We start from the raw sequence: 15889 nt of genomic DNA, 5'->3' as shown, positions 1-15889 counted from the left end.
TGCCGGCTCAGGGCACTGCCGGCTCAGGGCACTGCCCGCGGATATAGTCGGCGATCAGCTCGGGGGTGAAATATGCCACGTGACCCGCTCCCGTGATGACATCTGCACTGACCGGGCCTGAACGGCCGATGGGCGGCCGAATTCGGGAGAGTTCTTCGACGATCTCTCGAAAGACAGGGTTCGACTCGCTTCCCGAGACGAACTGGAAATCGACCGCGGACCGGGCCAGTCCGGCACGATCGACCACTTCACCCGTCAGCGGTACGTCATCCCGAATGAAGTTCTCGGCCAGCTCGTGTGCGCGTGCGGCGTACCAGTCCAATCCCGCCGGGGGTTCGAGCAACTCGCGAAGCGAGTCGTGACGGGGCGGGGTGGCCTGCGCGGCCAGCAATCCGGCTGCCAGAGCGCCCGCCCAGTCTTCGGGGTGTGCAATGAGATGTTCATCGACGGATGCTCTGGCCCGGGAATAGAGCTCGGCCCCGGCTGGCGTGCACCGAAAGTAGCCCGGTTCGCAGACCAGAACGCGGCCCACGAGGTCGGGGTGGCGCAGGGCGAGCTGTACGGCAACGATTCCGCCGGCACTGGCGCCGAAGACGTGTGCGGGAACAAGGTGCAGGGCTCGAAGCAGGTCGCCGGCATCGTCGGCATGCTGCGCTGAGTCGCAGGGCCAGCCGCTCCTGCTGCTGCGCCGGGTTCCGCGAGGATCGAAGGTCACGACGGTGAAGCCGACGAGTCGTTCGGCGATCGGTCGGAACATTTCCGCGTCGTCGCTGGCCGCCCCCGAGATGAGCAGGGCGGGGCCCTCGCCACGAATCTCGACATACAGTCGGCAGTCGTTGACGTCGTACCAGCCGGTGCGCGGTCGGCCCGCCCCCGGGACGGCGAAAGGGTTGGAGTCAGGTGCGCGGTCCGGCATGCCACCGATCCTAGACGTTTACGTGCTGGGGGCGTCGGGAATATCCGGGCTGGTCTCCGGATGGATGCTGCGGGTCTCGGAACGACGCCGTCGCCCGGGAACCAGATCGCCCAGATGCACCATCGGCACGATCTTCGCGATCGCGAGGGCCGCGTACATGACCGTGTTGATGGCCACGAACGCCGCGAGGATGGCGAAAAAGTCCGAGTGCAGCGTGGCCTCGGGAAGTAGAATTCCGGCCGATATCACGGGCAGGGCGATCACAAGCTCGCCACCGGTTCGGGGGCCGTCTGTGTGGGGGCAGGCGGAGTGTGGGTCACGTGGCCCCAGGTGCCCTGCCGGCCACGGGTGATGTCGACGATGCCCTTGACGTACACCACATTGAGGAACATATCGAAGAGGAGTTCCGGCACGACGGTGACGGCGAGCAACCGGGCAGCCCAGCCACCCTTCCAGACCGACACGACCCGTTCGGTCGTGAAGACGACTCCGAGGCCGAGCCAGAACGGAAACCACACCCAGGCATCGATCGAGAGCAGGGTGAGCAGAATGAGAAACATGAACGCGGTCAGAGCGATGACGCTGTAGCCGATGCCGAGTTGCTGCGCCCAATACCGAAAGGTCGGGGGCGTGATGCCGTAGGCGCCGAGGTTCTCGAGGGCGCCGCGCTGCCAGCGCAGTCGCTGCACCCACAGGCTGCCGAGTGTCGGCATCACCTCCGTGACGACGGTGCACTCCGAGGGCGAAATGATCAGCGCCCCAAGAGACTTCAGCGCGATCGTCAGCTCGTTGTCTTCGGTCAATGCCAGGGTGTCGTAGACGTGGCCGGGGGTTCCCGGGATGCTGGCGCCGCGACTGCGGGCGACCTCGCGCAGGGCGCGGGACCGGAACATGGAGGCGGTGCCGGTCAGAACAAAAACCTTGCCACGACGGCGGTGGATCTGCGCCGAATACCGCACATACTCGTTGCGCTGCATCTGGCCCAGCAGGCCTGCGCCCGGTTCCCCGTAGAACAGACCGCCGATGGCCATGAGCGCCCGGTCGCTCGTGAAGCGCGCAACTCCGGCCTGTAGAAAACCGGCGTCGAGCGTGGTGTCCGCGTCGAGCACCATGATGATGTCGTTGTCGCCCTGGGCGGGCAGAATTGTTTCCAACACCTGGTTCAGAGCGCCGGCCTTCTTGTCGCGGTTGCCGATGGTCTCGTACACCTCAACCCCGTGCCGTCGCGCGATCGTCGCGGTGCTGTCGGTGCAGTTGTCGGCCACCACGATCACTCGCTCCGGTCGATGCGACTGCGAGAGCAGTGAGCTGAGCGTCGCCGACAGTGACGCCTCCTCGTTGTAGGCGGGGATCAGCACGGTAATACGCACGGGCCCCGCATAGGTACCACGCGTGGCGGCCATCACGATTTTCGGTGCGAGCGGTGCGGTGCGTGCGTTCGAGGACCGGCGGGACTTGTTGGTCACCCTCCGCTCGAGCAGGGCAACTCCGGCGGCGAACAGAACGGCGAGGGCGACGGCGGCCCAGAGCACGCGGAATGGGGGCGCTTCGAGGGCGTAGAGGTAGCTCCAGATTCCCAAGATCAGCCCCTCGCTGGGGGCCTTACCCGCCTCGGGTGAGTCCGACGCGACGGCGATCCAGAGCAGCGTGGCTGCGGCAACGACGGCCGCACCCACGACGAGGCCGACCATACGTCCAAATAGCGTCGTCCCCATGAGACGGAGTCTAAGCTACCGTTCGGTCGCGTTTTCGTGGCTTGCCGCGCACGATCGGTGACCAGGTCTGATCTAACCGTGCAGGTGGTGTATGTGCCAGCCTGTCGACGCTGTCAGCCGATCGAGCAGCGCCTGGGCGGCGAGCCGAGATTCGGTCGCGCCGCGCGGGTCGGAGACGTCGATCGCGAGCGGTGGGGCTTCACCGAACTTGGGAATGTCGACCACGACCCGCCCGCCGTGGGGCAGCGGTACGAAGGGCCGCGCGGTGCCTGCATCCTGCACCGCGCAACCCAGCGCTGCCGCGATCGCGTCCAGAGCCTCGGGTTTGGTGATGGTCGCGTTCACAATGATCGTCGCCACGGTCTGCATGGGAACTCCCTGTCAAATGGCTGCGATAATGCGGGGCCGCTTCGACCCTAGCGTGTCGTTCCGGGGAGGCCCGATGGGCGGGGCATCCGCTGCCCGTGCTGCCAGACCGCGATCGTCAGCGGTACGCCGGGCCGGTAGGCGAGATGGGCGACGGATGGTGCGTCGAGCACCTGAAGATCGGCCCGCCCGCCGACAACCAGCGACCCGACCGCGTCGGGACCGGTGTCTCGCTGCAGGGCCTGGGCTCCGCCCCGGGTGGCGGCCCAGACGGCCTCTTCGACCGTCAGCTCCATCTGCAGAACCGCCGTTGCGACGCAGAACTGCATCGACGTCGTGTACGAGGTGCCGGGGTTGCAGTTGGTGGCGATGGCGACCGTGACTCCGGCGTCGAGCAGCCGCCGGGCCGGGGCGAGAGGCTGCCGGGTGGACAGATCGCAGGCCGGCAGCACGGTCGCTACGGTGCCTGAAGCGGCCAGCGCGGCTAGATCGGCGGGGGAGACGACGTTGCAGTGGTCGACGCTGGCCGCGCCGAGCTCCACGGCGAGGGCGATGCCGCCGCCGTGCCCGAGCTGGTTGCCGTGCACCCGCAGACCGAGGCCCGCCGTGCGACCGGCGAGCAGTACCTCGCGGCTCTGCTCCACGTCGAAGGCGCCGTTCTCGCAGAAGACGTCGATGAACGACACCCACGGGCGCACAGCGGTGAGCATCGGCCCGGTCACGAGGTCGAGGTAGTCGCGCACGTCGATTCCATCCGGCACGACGTGGGCGCCGAGAAAACTGACGACATCCGCGTGCCGGGCGCCGATCCGGGCCGTACGGGCCTCCGAATCGACGTCGAGCCCATAGCCGGTCTTGGTCTCGAGAAAGGTGGTGCCCTGGGCGAGTGCCTCGGCGCCGAGGCGCCGCAGGTTCGACTCGAGTTCGGCCTCCGTCGCCGCCCGGGTCGCTTCGACCGTCTGACGGATGCCGCCGGCCGCGTAGGGCTGCCCCTGCATTCGCGCCTCGAACTCGGCCGACCGGTCTCCGGCGAAGAGCAGGTGGGTGTGCGAGTCGACCCAGCCGGGCAGCACCGCCCGGCCGCCGACCGAGACGCGGGTGTCGGCGGCGGGGGCGTTCGCCGCGCTGCCGATCCAGCGGATGCGGCCACCCTGCATGAGCACGGCTCGGTCGGGCCGGCGTGGCTCACCGTCGGCCTGAGTGGTCAGCTCGCCGATATCGGTGATCAGCTCGCTCGTTTCGATCGTCATGCTGTGCCCCCTGTTCTCGTAGTGCTGGCGTCGAGTCGTGCCAGAGCGCGTCCGAGCAGAACGGCCGGGTCGGTATCGTCGCCGATTGCCAGCAGCCCGTTTTGGGCCACCAGTCGACCGCCGACGATGACCGAGCCAACGTCTGCGGCCGTGGCGGCGAGCAGAATCTGGCCGGGGGCGCAGCCGACCGTGCGCAGCGAGGCCGCGTCTAGTTCGACGAGGTCACACCAGGCGCCGACCCGCAGGCCGCCCGCGAGGCCGAGGGCACGGTATCCGTTGTCGGTCGCGATTGTTCCGAGCTCGGCGGGATCGAACCTGCCGCGCCGCCCGGAGGCGAGGCGCTCGCCGTGTTCGAGGCCGCGCACTTCGAGCAGCGGGTCGACGACCGCGTTTTGGTCGGAGCCGAGAGCGAGGCGCACGCCGGCGTCGGCCAGTCGTCTGGCCGGGCCGATGCCGTCGCCGAGGTCGGCCTCGGTGCTCGGGCAGAACACGGCGGTGACGCCGGCCGCCCCGAGCAGGGCCACGTCGTGCGGGGTCAGGTGAGTGGCGTGCACGACGCTCAGCCGCGGGGACAGAGCGCCGAGCTCGGCGAGCAGCCCGGTCGGGGTGAGGCCGTACTCCCGCAGGCAGTCTGCGTTCTCTTGTGGCTGCTCACTCAGGTGCACGTGCAGGGGCACGTCGTCGGGCAGCCCGGTGAGTACGGTCGCGATCTGCGCCCGGGATACGCCGCGCACCGAGTGCAGGGCGGCGCCGAGGGTCACGGTGTCTGCGAAGCCCGCGAGGCTCAGGCGCAGGTCGTGCCAGCGGTCAAGCCAGCGCTCTGCGGTGTCGTCGCTGAAACTGCGCTGCCCCGCGGCGAGCGGCTGGCCGATTCCGCCGGTGAGGTAGCAGGTGTCGAGCAGGGTCAGGCGGATACCGGTGGCGACCGCCGCCCGGGCCAGCGCGTGTTCCATCGCGTGCGGCCGGTCCCACGGCGAGCCGTCCGGTCGGTGGTGCAGGTAGTGAAACTCGCCCACCGCGGTGTATCCGCTCGTGAGCATCTCGGCGAAGACCCCGCGGGCCAGCTGCTCATAAGCTTCCGGGTCGAGCGCGGCCGCGGCCGCGTACATGCGTTGCCGCCACTGCCAGAAGTCCCCGCCGCCATCGTGGGTGCGCCCCCGCAGCGACCGGTGAAAGGCGTGCGAGTGCGCGTTGCCGAATCCGGGCAGCACGAGCCCGAGACTTACGTCGTCGGCACTCGGCGCGACCTCCACCTGCAGGCGACGGATGCGCCCGCCCGCCCCGACAGACACGCGCACCCCGTCGACGGGCGCGCCGTCGATCAGCGCCGTGGCGCACCAGTAGGTCGGGCCGGGGGCAGCAGGGGTCATTCGCCCTCCCACATCGGCACCCGCAGGCCGCGCTCGCGGGCCACCTCGGCGGCGCGCTCGTAGCCGGCGTCGACGTGCCGCATGACGCCGGTTCCGGGATCGTTCACGAGCACCCGTTCGATCTTCTGAGCGGCGAGCGCGGTGCCGTCGGCGACAATGACCTGCCCGGCGTGAATGGAACGGCCGATTCCGACGCCGCCGCCGTGGTGGATCGACACCCACGTCGCTCCCGACGCGGTGTTGAGCAGCGCATTCAGCAGCGGCCAGTCGGCGATGGCATCCGAGCCGTCCTTCATACCCTCCGTCTCCCGGTACGGCGAGGCGACCGAGCCGGAGTCGAGGTGATCCCGGCCGATCACGATCGGCGCGCTGAGTTCACCGCTCGCGACCATCTCGTTGAACTTGAGGCCCGCGAGGTGCCGTTCCTGGTAGCCGAGCCAACAGATGCGGGCCGGGAGCCCTTCGAAGTGCACCTTCTGCTGCGCGCCGGCGATCCAGCGAGCGAGCTTGGCATCGTTCGGAAACAGCTCGAGAATCGCCCGATCGGTCGCAATGATGTCTGCAGGGTCGCCCGACAGAGCCACCCACCGAAACGGTCCCTTGCCCTCTTCGAACAGCGGGCGGATGTACGCGGGTACGAACCCGGCAAAGTCGAACGCCCGCGCGCAGCCGCCGAGCAGCGCCTCCGCGCGAATCGAGTTGCCGTAGTCGAAGACCTCCGCGCCGGCGTCCTGAAAGTCGACCATGGCCTGCACCTGTTTGGCCATCGAAGCGCGGGCGGCGAGGGTGAAGCCCTCCGGATCACGCGCCGCCTCGGCGTGCCAGTCGGCGACCGCCACACCCTCCGGCAGATAGCTGAGCGGGTCGTGGGCAGAGGTCTGATCGGTGACGATGTCGATGGCAGCCCCGCGGGCGTGGAGTTCGGCGAAGACGGTCGCGGCGTTGCCGACGAGACCGACCGAGAGGGCGCGCTTCTCGGACTTTGCGGCCAGCACCCGGGCGAGCGCATCGTCGAGGTTCTCGGTCATCTCGTCGAGATAGCCGTGGTCGACGCGGCGCTGCAGGCGGGCCGGGTCGACGTCGATGATCAGTACCACACCGCCGTTCATGGTGACGGCGAGCGGCTGAGCGCCGCCCATGCCGCCGGCGCCGCCGGTCAGGGTGAGGGTGCCGGCCAGGGTTCCCCCGAACCTCTTCTCGGCGACGGCGGCAAAACACTCGAAGGTGCCCTGCAGAATGCCCTGGGTACCGATGTAGATCCACGAACCGGCCGTCATCTGCCCGTACATGGTCAGGCCGAGGTGCTCGAGTCGGCGAAACTCGGGCCACGTCGCCCAGTCGCCGACGAGGTTGGAGTTGGCGATGAGTACCCGCGGCGCCCACTCGTGGGTGCGGAACACACCGACCGGCTTGCCGGACTGCACGAGCAGGGTCTCGTCGAGCTCGAGGGTTTCGAGGGTACGCACGATCGCGTCGTAGGCCTCCCAGTTACGGGCGGCCTTGCCGGTTCCGCCGTAGACGATGAGGTCGTCGGGGCGTTCGGCGACCTCGGGGTCGAGGTTGTTCATGAGCATCCGCAGCGGGGCCTCGGTTGCCCAGCCCTTCGCGGTGAGGGTGGTGCCGCGGGCGGCGCGCACCGGGCGGGGCAGGTGTTCAGTCATGACGCATCCGTTTCTGCGAGGCAAATCAGGCGAGGGTGGGCACAACGCGGCGAGCCGCGGCGAGAATGTCACCGGACTGCACGGCAGCCACGACGAGTTCGATCTCGGGGGAGAGAAACCGGTCGCTGCCGGGCCCGGCCACGGTCTCACGCACCCGGTCGCGCACGGCGCCGGTTGCCGCGCCGGGCACGAGCGGGGCGCGCAGGTCGAGCGCGCGCGCCGCGGTCATCACCTCGATCGCGAGCACCCGGCCGAGACCGTCGATCGCGGTCTGCAGCTTGCGGGCGGCGGCCCAGCCCATCGAGACGTGGTCTTCCTGCATCGCCGACGACGGAATCGAATCGACGGAGGCCGGCACCGCGAGCCGCTTGAGCTCGGACACGATACCGGCGGCGGTGTACTGGGCGATCATCAGGCCGGAGTCCACACCGGCATCGTGCGCGAGAAAGGCGGGCAGTCCCTGACTGCGGGCCGGGTCGAGCATGCGGTCCGTGCGGCGCTCGGACATGGCTGCCACGTCGGCGACGACGATCGCGAGAAAGTCGAGCACGTAGCCGACCGGGGCGCCGTGAAAGTTGCCGTTGGACTCGACCCGGCCGTCGAGCGTGATGACCGGGTTATCGACCGCGGAGGCGAGTTCGCGGCCGGCGACCAGGGCGGCGTGGTCGAGGGTGTCGCGGGCGGCGCCGTGCACCTGGGGCGCGCAGCGCAGGGAGTAGGCGTCCTGCACCCGGGTGCAGTCCGCACCGCGGTGGCTCGCGACGATCGATGACCCGGCGAGCAGGTCGCGCAGGTTCGTGGCGGAGACCCGTTGGCCCGCTTGCGGGCGCAGCGCGGCCAGGTCGTCGGCGTAGACGGCATCCGTTCCCAGCAGGGCCTCGACGCTCATCGCGGCGGCGACATCCGCTGTCGTGAGCAGGGCGCGCAGGTCGTGGATCGCGAGCGACAGCATCGCGAGCATGCCGTCGGTGCCGTTGATGAGGGCGAGACCCTCTTTCTCGGCGAGCACGACGGGAGTGAGGCCGGCGGAATCGAGTGCCTCGGCGGCGGGCATCTCGGTGCCGGACCGATCACGCACGGTGCCCTCGCCCATCACGGCGAGCGCGCAGTGGGCAAGCGGCGCGAGGTCGCCCGAGCAGCCGAGCGACCCGTACTCACGCACGATCGGCGAGATGCCGGCGTTCAGCACGGCCGCGTAGGCCTCCACGGTCGACAGCCGCACGCCGGTGCGGCCGGTCAGGAGGGTCGACAGGCGCAGCAGCATGAGGCCGCGCACGGTTTCACGGTTCACCTCGCGTCCTGAGCCGGCGGCGTGCGAGCGCACGAGGCTCTGCTGCAGCTGGGTGCGGCGGTCAGCGGCGATGAAGGTCGTGGCGAGCGCGCCGAAGCCGGTGGAGATGCCGTAGTGCGGCGCGGTGTCGTTCGCGAGCGCCTCGACGATGGCCCGGCTCGCCGTGATCGCCGTGCGTGAGTCATCGGCGATGACGACGGATGCCCCATCCCGGGCGACCGCGACGACGTCCGCGATCGACACCGGCCCGATACCGACCGTGATCGTGCGGGCCTGACCTGTGGGGGCCTGATGTGTGGGTGCCTGATGTGCGGGGGCCTGATGTGCGGGGGCCTGGCGTGCGGGGGACTGCGTGGTGCGTTGGGTGTTCGAGGCGGTCTCTGTGCTCATACGTCTATCTGACCGCACGGCCACCCTGGATTCGAGTGTGCCTGACCCGTCGGTGTCTCGCCGGTGAGATAGTAGGGCATGCCCAGACCCTCGCCCCGCAGTTCCGCCCTCGCCGGCCGCGCGGCCCCGACCGCCCCGGCGGCGCGCCAGACCCTGACGATTCTGCAGTTTTTGGCCCATCAGCGCGGCCCCGTTGCCGCGTCGGTGATCGCCACCGCGCTCGAGCTGCCGCGGTCCACGGTGTACCGCCTGCTTGGGGTGCTGGAAGAACACGGTTTTGTGCTGCGCTTTCCCGAGGTGCAGCGCTACGGAATCGGCATCGCCGCCTTCGAGATGAGCTCGGGCTTCTCCCGCCAGGAGCCCCTGAGCAGGCTGGGTCGACCGATTCTCGCGGCGCTCGTGGACCACCTCGGCGAGAGCGCGCACCTTGCCGTGCTGCACGGGCGTGACGTGATCTATCTGGTCGAGGAGCGCGCGCCGCGGCGCCCTGCCCTCGTGACGGATGTCGGCGTGCGCCTGCCCAGTCACCTCACCGCGAGCGGGCGCGCCCTGCTCGCGACCTTGCCCAAGGCGCAGCTTCGGGCGCTGTTCCCGACCCCGGCCGCGTTCGTAACGAGAGCGTTCGCCCCGAGCACGAGCACGAGCACGAGCACGAACCCGAGCCCGGTCGCCCCGAGCCCGGTCGCCCCGAGCCCGGTCGCCCCGAGTTCGGGCGGGTGGGATCCGGCGCCTCACGGTGACCTGGTCTCCAGCTACGGGCAGCTCACCCGTCTGCTCGAGGGTGTGCGCGAGCGGGGGTATGCGGGGGAAGACGGAGAGGTGACCGAGGGTTTCGCATCCGTCGCCGTAGCCGTGCGTGATCACACCGGCTGGCCGGCCGCGGGTATCGCGGTCACGTTTCCCCGGCAGAATGTGTCGCCAGAACGTTGGCCCGCGCTCGCCGCGGAGATCGCGCGCTCCGCCGCCGAGCTCTCCCGTCGCATCCGTGGCCGTGACGCCTGACCCTGCCGTCTGCCGCCTCATCGCAGGCCATTCGGTTGTCTCACGGACATGACCAGCACGGGTCAGCTGATGGCGCGGTTGGCGCGGTGGTTTTGGGCGGGCCGCCACGTTTGGCTCGGGTCTATCCAGGCGGGCCCGAGTACTTCGGGCCGTCCGTGGGTCATGCGGATTTGCCAACCCGAGGTGTCGATGGCGTGGTGATGTCGGTAACAGAGGCACACTCCGTTGGCGACTTCGGTTTTGCCGCCCTGGGCGTAGCTTTTCACGTGGTGCAGTTCGGTCCAGTACGCCGGAATGTCGCAGCCGGAGATGATGCAGCCGCCATCGCGAGACATGATCGCTTTCGTCATCGCCGGGGAGAACGCCCGCCGTTTATCGCCGACACGGAGGACCTCGTTGTTCGGGCCGAACAGGATGGGGATGAATCCGCCGCTGCAGAGGGCCTGGTCGACGGTCGTGAGTGAGACCGGGGCTTCGACTCCGTCGATCCAGCCGACGCCGCGGCCGGCGTTGAGGTCGACCGCGTTGACGTGCACCGTGACGGTGGGGGCGGAGCCGCCCATCACTCCGGCTTTGGGGTCGCGGGCGGCTTCACGGACCATGTCGCGCAGAATATCGGCCCGCTTTTCCCCGGCGGGGCGGCGGTCGATGTCGACGACCTCGGTGTCGGGCACGACCTCGGTGTCAGGCACGACGTCGGACCCGTCGGCCCCGGCCAGCTCAGCCGGCCCGGCCGTGGGGAGAAACTTCACCGTCGCCCGCGCCGACAGCCGCGACGCGAAATACGTCTCGAACTCCCCGCGCAGGTCGGGGGTCACGCCGCCGAAGATCCGGTAGAGGCCCCGTTCGAATGAGCCGAAGCTGATGCTGCTCTTGGCCTCCCGAGCCTCTTCCTGGGGCGCGATGCCGTCGGGGTCAAGGCGGGCCTGCCACTCATGTACCAACACCCGCATCCGATCGGCCGGCAACGCGATACCTGCACCGGGGAGACCGGCGGTGTCGTCGTTGAGGGCGCCCGTCGCGTTGGCGACGAGCACTCGTTCGGCGAGGTGCAGATCCGAGGGGTCGGCCTGCCGGATGACCTCTTGCAGGCCTTTCACGATGATCTCGGCCGAGTCCACGCCAATCTCCCCGGCGGCCAGTGCTGCACTCACGGTGGGAAACACGGCCGGTCGCAGCTGTCCCACCTCTGACCGCACGGACGTCAGCGCTCCGAGGCTGATGCGTCGCTTCACTTCCCGCACTGACACGTGGGTGACGCTCATGATCAGGTCGAGCTTTCCGGTGCAGCCCATGCGCTTGGAGAGGCTGGCGGTGCCGCCGTAGAGCTCGACGTCGGCGCGGCGGGCGACATCCGCTGTTGATGCAACGCGGGCACCATCGACGCGGCGGCCGAGCTGCTCAAGACCATCAAGAAGGGCGAGTGACAAGGCATCATCTTGTAGTGAGTAGGTCAGCCCGGTCAGGGCCTTGGCGAGCAGCTCGTTGATGTGGGCGAGCTGGTCTACCGGATTGTGGTCGGCATCTGTGTCCGACGGGAGTGTCTGTGACATATTCTCAGTTTACTCCTGAATGAAGACAAATACCAGAGAATATCAAGAACTTTTTCTGACTCTGGTATTTATCGACGCCCCGAGTGGCGGCCTGTTCGGCCGGCTGACCGTGCTGCACCAGCTCCCGCTGTCGGAGTCTGAAACGCATCTTTTCAACCCGAGCTTCTCACCACCCACCGACACTCCACGCTACAGACCCACGCCGCGAGAGCCTGCCGGGGGGAGCCTGCCGAGGGGAGCCTGCCGAGGACAGACCCGCCCTACTGCGCGGTGGGAACGTCGAGAGCAGCCAAGAAATGTTGCTGCGCCGTCGTGGAGTCGTCGTCGTTCACGAAGACACAGCGTGAGGTGCCAAACGGATTGAGGCCCTGAGGCAGCACAAGAACCCCGAAGTCCCGCCATAGGTCGTCGATCAGACCGCGCAGTCGGGTGATGTCTCCGGGTGTGATCGAGACGGCGGTATTCACATCAATTTGGGTCAGGCGAAATCCCGGCCCACGATGCGCCCGCAACCGCGCTTCGTGGTACAGCAGATGGGCGATGGGGGCGGAGGCCGTGAGCCGGGGATTCACCTCAATCACCTGTCCGGCGATCATGTCCCAGCTGATCGGACCGCGCAGAAAGAGCTCGGGGATGGTGCGCAGCCCGGCGGCGATGTGCGTCGCTGCCGACCAGTGTTCTGCCGCAATCGACGGAGTCCACCGGGCTCCCACGAACCGTCCGGCAGCGTCGAGTAACTGCTCGTGAACCTCCAGAACCCGCACGGTTCGACTTCCGATGACGGCGGATGCGCCGAGGGCGACGCCCGGAACGAAGCGCTGCAGTTGAAACCGGTCGGGAAGAATCTTCCGGACCGCCAGCTCGTTGATGTGGCCGATGACCTCGGCCGCGCTGGACCCCCCGCGGGGATCGCACAGCACGCCGACACCGGCGGCGCCGCCGGCCGGCTTGAAGACATAACGGCCGCGTGATGGAACCGGTGTTGAAGGTTCCGTTCCCGGCGTGAGGGCTCCGGTGCTTCGGAGCCACGTCTGCCGAGTGAAGGTGTACGTGCGGGCACACGGAATCCGGTTGGCCTGCAGCAGGTTCATGGCGCTGTTCTTGTCCATCAGCGCGGTCGTGGCACGCGCACGAGCGCGAAGGTGGCTGCGTTCGAGCGCACCGATCAGGGCTGCCCGGCCGCCACCCGTATCGGCCTGCAGTCCGAGTGCGGTCAGTGTGTTGACGTCCAGGATGAAGGCCAGAAAGGCTCCGCGGCCGGTGCGGTACTCGCCGGCTCCCGCCGCCAGGAGCGACCCGACATGCCAGCGCACGTGGGGCGGCAGCATCGTTCCCGGCGGCGGCGGACGCTCGGCCGAAATAATGACGGGGTCATCGGCCGTGGCCAGCCGCACACCGGTCAGTTCGGCCCAGATCTGCGCGTTGAGCTCCAGCATCGCGAGCACTGCTGCCACGTCGACCGGTCCGGGGACTTCGGTTGCGCTGGCGCGCTGCGGGTCGAGTTCGGGCAGCCGCAGCACGAACACGTCGTGGGGCCGGGTATAGAGGTGACCCTGGATGCCGCTGTCGAGACCATCGATGGCGCGACTCCAGAAGGCGGGCACGAGCGTGGGGTCCAAAAAGACTCCGGACGTCGAGACAGCAACAATGCGCGGGCCGGCAGGATCACCGATCAGTGTGCCCAGATGGGAAACACGGTCGCGGTGCTCCGGCGTGACATCGTCGGCCACAGCCGGCGCCACGGCCACGGCCACGGCCCCTGCCACGGCCTGTGCCACTGCCGTCGTGGTGGTGCCGAGATCACCGGTGCCTGAGCGGGCCATAGCTCATGGTAGCGACAGCGTGCGGGTCAGGACCAGACCGCAGCCAGCCGGTAACGGTGCAGTAACGCGCCCCGGTGAACAGTAGCGATTACCGAGGCGAAAGGAGAAACAAACATGGACGACAATCTCAAGCTGCTGGTCTTGGATCTGGGGGAACACCCCCCGGCATCGCAGGCCGACGACACACTGGGCAGGGCCCTGGACACCGTCGCCGAGTACGGAGTGGAAGTGCACCAGAGCAGCGGACGCATCCTCGTCGTGGACGCGCCAGACCTGACGCAGGCAGATCTGCAGGAGGCCGTTCCGGCCGCGCGGTTGCTGCCCCTTGATGCGGACATCCCCGACCTGTTTCCCCCGCTTGACGAGAGCGAGACCCTCTTCGTGGCGGGCCTGCGCATCAGCACATCGGCCGGGTACCGGCGCGAGAAGGCCGCCCAGAAGCCCGGCGAATCGCCGGAGGAACAACTGATGTTCACCGCACCGTGCATGCCCGGAGGAGAGAACAATGGCTAATGAACGCATGATCAACCGGGTTTCAGCGGGAATCGTGTTTGTCGCCGGACCCGGCGACTACGCCATCTCCGCGGCCGAGCGCGCGCACGTCATCGCCGAGGTGCAGACCGGCCTCGACGCCCTCGCCGGCAACGAGCCGCGCGCGCGTTTGTCGTGGGTGATTTCGTCACGGGTGGCGACCCTGCAGAATTTCACGGCCTGGCAGGGGGCCAATTGGCCGGGTCTCACCGAGCCCTTCTATCGCGGCATCAGCGACGCGCTCTGGAGCGGCACGACGCAGAAGATCTACTTCTTCAACGGCAGCGAGTACATCCGTGTTGACCCGAACAACGGCTGGAATGCCGACCCGGGTTATCCCAAGCCCATCGCCGGCAACTGGCCCGGGTTCCCGGCCTCCTTTGCCGCGGGAATCGACGCTGCCCTGTGGAGTGAAACCAACCAGCGGGTGTATTTCTTCAAGGGAAGTCAGTATCTGCGGGTCGACCCGAACGCGGGTTGGGCTGTCGAACCGGGGTATCCGAAGGCGATCGCCGGTAACTGGCCGGGCTTCCCAGCCGAATTCGCCGCCGGAGTCGATGCGGCCCTGTGGAGCGGAACGAACCAGCGGATTTACTTCTTCAAGGGTGATAAATACATCCGCGTCGATCCGAACAACGGCTTCAACGTGGAGCCGGGCTATCCGCTGCCGATCGCGGGCAATTGGCCGGGCTTCCCCGACGAATTCGCCAAGGGTGTCGACGGGGCGTTATGGAGCGGCACCACGAACAAGATCTACTTCTTCAAGCGCAACCGCTTCTACAACGACTACATCCGGGTGGACCCGAACAACGGCTGGAATGTGGAACCGGGTTATCCCAAGCCGGTCGGGCTGGGCTGGGAAGCCGAGGACAAATGGCGGGATCCGGCTCTCGCGCTGCTGGGATTCCCCGCCGGTCAGGCCGGGTACGACCAGCTCTCCCAGGCCCTGCAGACGGCATCCGGGTCGCAATTTGGCTACATCGGGTTCTTCACCAAGATGCCGACGGCGTGGATGGGATACGCCAGCGGCCTCAAAGTGGTCATGCGCACCCAGGGATCACTCACGGCGTGGACCTCCATCGACCGCATCTACGCCCACGAGACCGGACACATCTTTGGGGCGCCCGACGAGTACACCTCGTCGAAGTGTGCCTGCGACAGCGTGTCGGCGCGCTGGTTCACGGAGGTCAACGGCAACTGCAAGGTGTGTGCGGTCAATCCCCAGGCGTGCCTGATGGACAACAACGTCAACAGCATTTGCACGTTCACCCACGCGCAGATCGGCTGGAAGGCGTTTTTGAACAAGCTCGACGCCGGCGTGCACACCTACGCGAATAACGCGCTGTACCAGTTCTCGGGCGAGTACTACGTGCGCTACACCGGCTTCACCCTGGACGCGGGCTATCCCAAGAAGATCGCCGGAAACTGGCCGGGCTTTCCGGCGTCGTTCCAGGCCGGGGTCGATGCCGCGCTGTGGAGCGGGCCCACCAACAAGGTCTACTTCTTCAAGGGCAACCAGTACCTGCGGGTTGATCCGGCGAACGGATGGGCCGTGGAGGCGGGGTACCCGAAGCCGATCGCGGGCAACTGGCCCGGCTTCCCGGCAAGTTTCGCGGCCGGGGTCGACGTCGCGCTGTGGAGCCCGACCACCCAACGGATCTACTTCTTCAAGGGCAACCAGTACCTGCGGGTTGATCCGGCGAACGGATGGGCCGTGGAGGCCGGGTACCCGAAGCCGATCGCGGGCAACTGGCCCGGCTTCCCGGCGAGCTTTGCCGCCGGAATCGACGCGGCATCATGGGGCGAACCGAACCAGCGCATCTACTTCTTCTCTGGCACTCGGTACGTGCGCGTCGATCCGAACAACGGCTGGCAGGTGGAGCCGGGTTACCCACAACCCATCAACCGCAACTGGATGCCGTTTCCGGTCGCTCCGCTGCGGTTCTCCCGCACGGGGGAGTTCGCCGAGAAGGAGGTGGAAGCCCGCAGCGCAGATACCGATTAGACAGGGCCGAGATTGG

The 15889-nt window shown here is 68.1% G+C and carries 13 protein-coding genes; 3 read left to right on the top strand and 10 right to left on the bottom strand.

Annotation, left to right across the window (positions count from 1 at the left end; translation table 11 throughout):
* Positions 1-7 precede the first annotated feature (7 nt).
* From E3T55_RS04655 to hutH, 8 genes are all read right to left on the bottom strand, one after another.
* A complete protein-coding gene (locus tag E3T55_RS04655; protein WP_134518407.1) occupies positions 8-916 on the bottom strand; it encodes an alpha/beta fold hydrolase in 909 nt (302 codons plus the stop codon).
* An 18-nt stretch (positions 917-934) separates the two neighbouring features.
* Positions 935-1180: a hypothetical protein gene (locus E3T55_RS04650; protein ID WP_241992868.1), complete on the bottom strand. Its 246-nt coding sequence runs from the start codon at positions 1178-1180 to the stop codon at positions 935-937.
* Positions 1177-2631, bottom strand: coding sequence for a glycosyltransferase family 2 protein (locus E3T55_RS04645; protein ID WP_134518406.1), 1455 nt, complete (start codon positions 2629-2631; stop codon positions 1177-1179). The genes E3T55_RS04650 and E3T55_RS04645 overlap by 4 nt, the downstream gene beginning before the upstream one ends.
* A gap of 72 nt (positions 2632-2703) precedes the next feature.
* Complete coding sequence (locus tag E3T55_RS04640) at positions 2704-3000, bottom strand: hypothetical protein (protein ID WP_134518405.1); 297 nt, start codon at positions 2998-3000, stop codon at positions 2704-2706.
* 47 nt (positions 3001-3047) lie between these two features.
* A complete protein-coding gene (gene hutI, locus E3T55_RS04635) occupies positions 3048-4247 on the bottom strand; it encodes an imidazolonepropionase (RefSeq protein ID WP_134518404.1) in 1200 nt (399 codons plus the stop codon).
* Positions 4244-5617, bottom strand: a complete 1374-nt coding sequence (locus tag E3T55_RS04630; RefSeq protein ID WP_134518403.1) for a formimidoylglutamate deiminase — start codon at positions 5615-5617, stop codon at positions 4244-4246. Before E3T55_RS04630 ends, hutI begins: the two co-directional genes overlap by 4 nt.
* Complete coding sequence (gene hutU, locus E3T55_RS04625) at positions 5614-7278, bottom strand: urocanate hydratase (RefSeq protein WP_134518402.1); 1665 nt, start codon at positions 7276-7278, stop codon at positions 5614-5616. The genes E3T55_RS04630 and hutU overlap by 4 nt, the downstream gene beginning before the upstream one ends.
* Positions 7279-7303: 25 nt before the next feature.
* On the bottom strand, positions 7304-8959 hold the full coding sequence (hutH, locus tag E3T55_RS04620) for a histidine ammonia-lyase (protein WP_134518401.1): 1656 nt from the start codon (positions 8957-8959) through the stop codon (positions 7304-7306).
* Positions 8960-9037: 78 nt separating this feature from the next.
* Between hutH and E3T55_RS04615 the strand changes: the two genes are divergently transcribed.
* Positions 9038-9961: an IclR family transcriptional regulator gene (locus E3T55_RS04615; RefSeq protein WP_134518400.1), complete on the top strand. Its 924-nt coding sequence runs from the start codon at positions 9038-9040 to the stop codon at positions 9959-9961.
* A 62-nt stretch (positions 9962-10023) separates the two neighbouring features.
* Here the strand turns inward: E3T55_RS04615 and E3T55_RS04610 are convergent, their stop codons facing one another.
* Positions 10024-11514, bottom strand: coding sequence for an HNH endonuclease signature motif containing protein (locus tag E3T55_RS04610; RefSeq protein WP_134518399.1), 1491 nt, complete (start codon positions 11512-11514; stop codon positions 10024-10026).
* Between the two features lie 260 nt (positions 11515-11774).
* Positions 11775-13337, bottom strand: coding sequence for an ATP-grasp domain-containing protein (locus E3T55_RS04605; RefSeq protein ID WP_134518398.1), 1563 nt, complete (start codon positions 13335-13337; stop codon positions 11775-11777).
* Positions 13338-13451: 114 nt separating this feature from the next.
* On the opposite strand from E3T55_RS04605, the gene E3T55_RS04600 reads away from it, so the two are divergent.
* The gene (locus E3T55_RS04600; protein WP_134518397.1) at positions 13452-13850 is read left to right on the top strand and encodes a hypothetical protein; all 399 of its coding nucleotides are present in this window, start codon (positions 13452-13454) and stop codon (positions 13848-13850) included.
* Positions 13843-15873 carry a hemopexin repeat-containing protein gene (locus E3T55_RS04595; RefSeq protein WP_134518396.1) on the top strand — a complete coding sequence of 677 codons (2031 nt, stop codon included), beginning with the start codon at positions 13843-13845 and terminating at the stop codon, positions 15871-15873. Before E3T55_RS04600 ends, E3T55_RS04595 begins: the two co-directional genes overlap by 8 nt.
* The last annotated feature ends 16 nt before the right edge of the window (positions 15874-15889 follow it).

Origin of the sequence: Cryobacterium frigoriphilum (genome assembly GCF_004403305.1) — a bacterium.
Classification (GTDB): Bacteria; Actinomycetota; Actinomycetes; order Actinomycetales; family Microbacteriaceae; genus Cryobacterium; species Cryobacterium frigoriphilum.
Note: the sequence above shows the minus strand (reverse complement) of the source record. Positions and strands in the feature narration are given on the sequence as shown.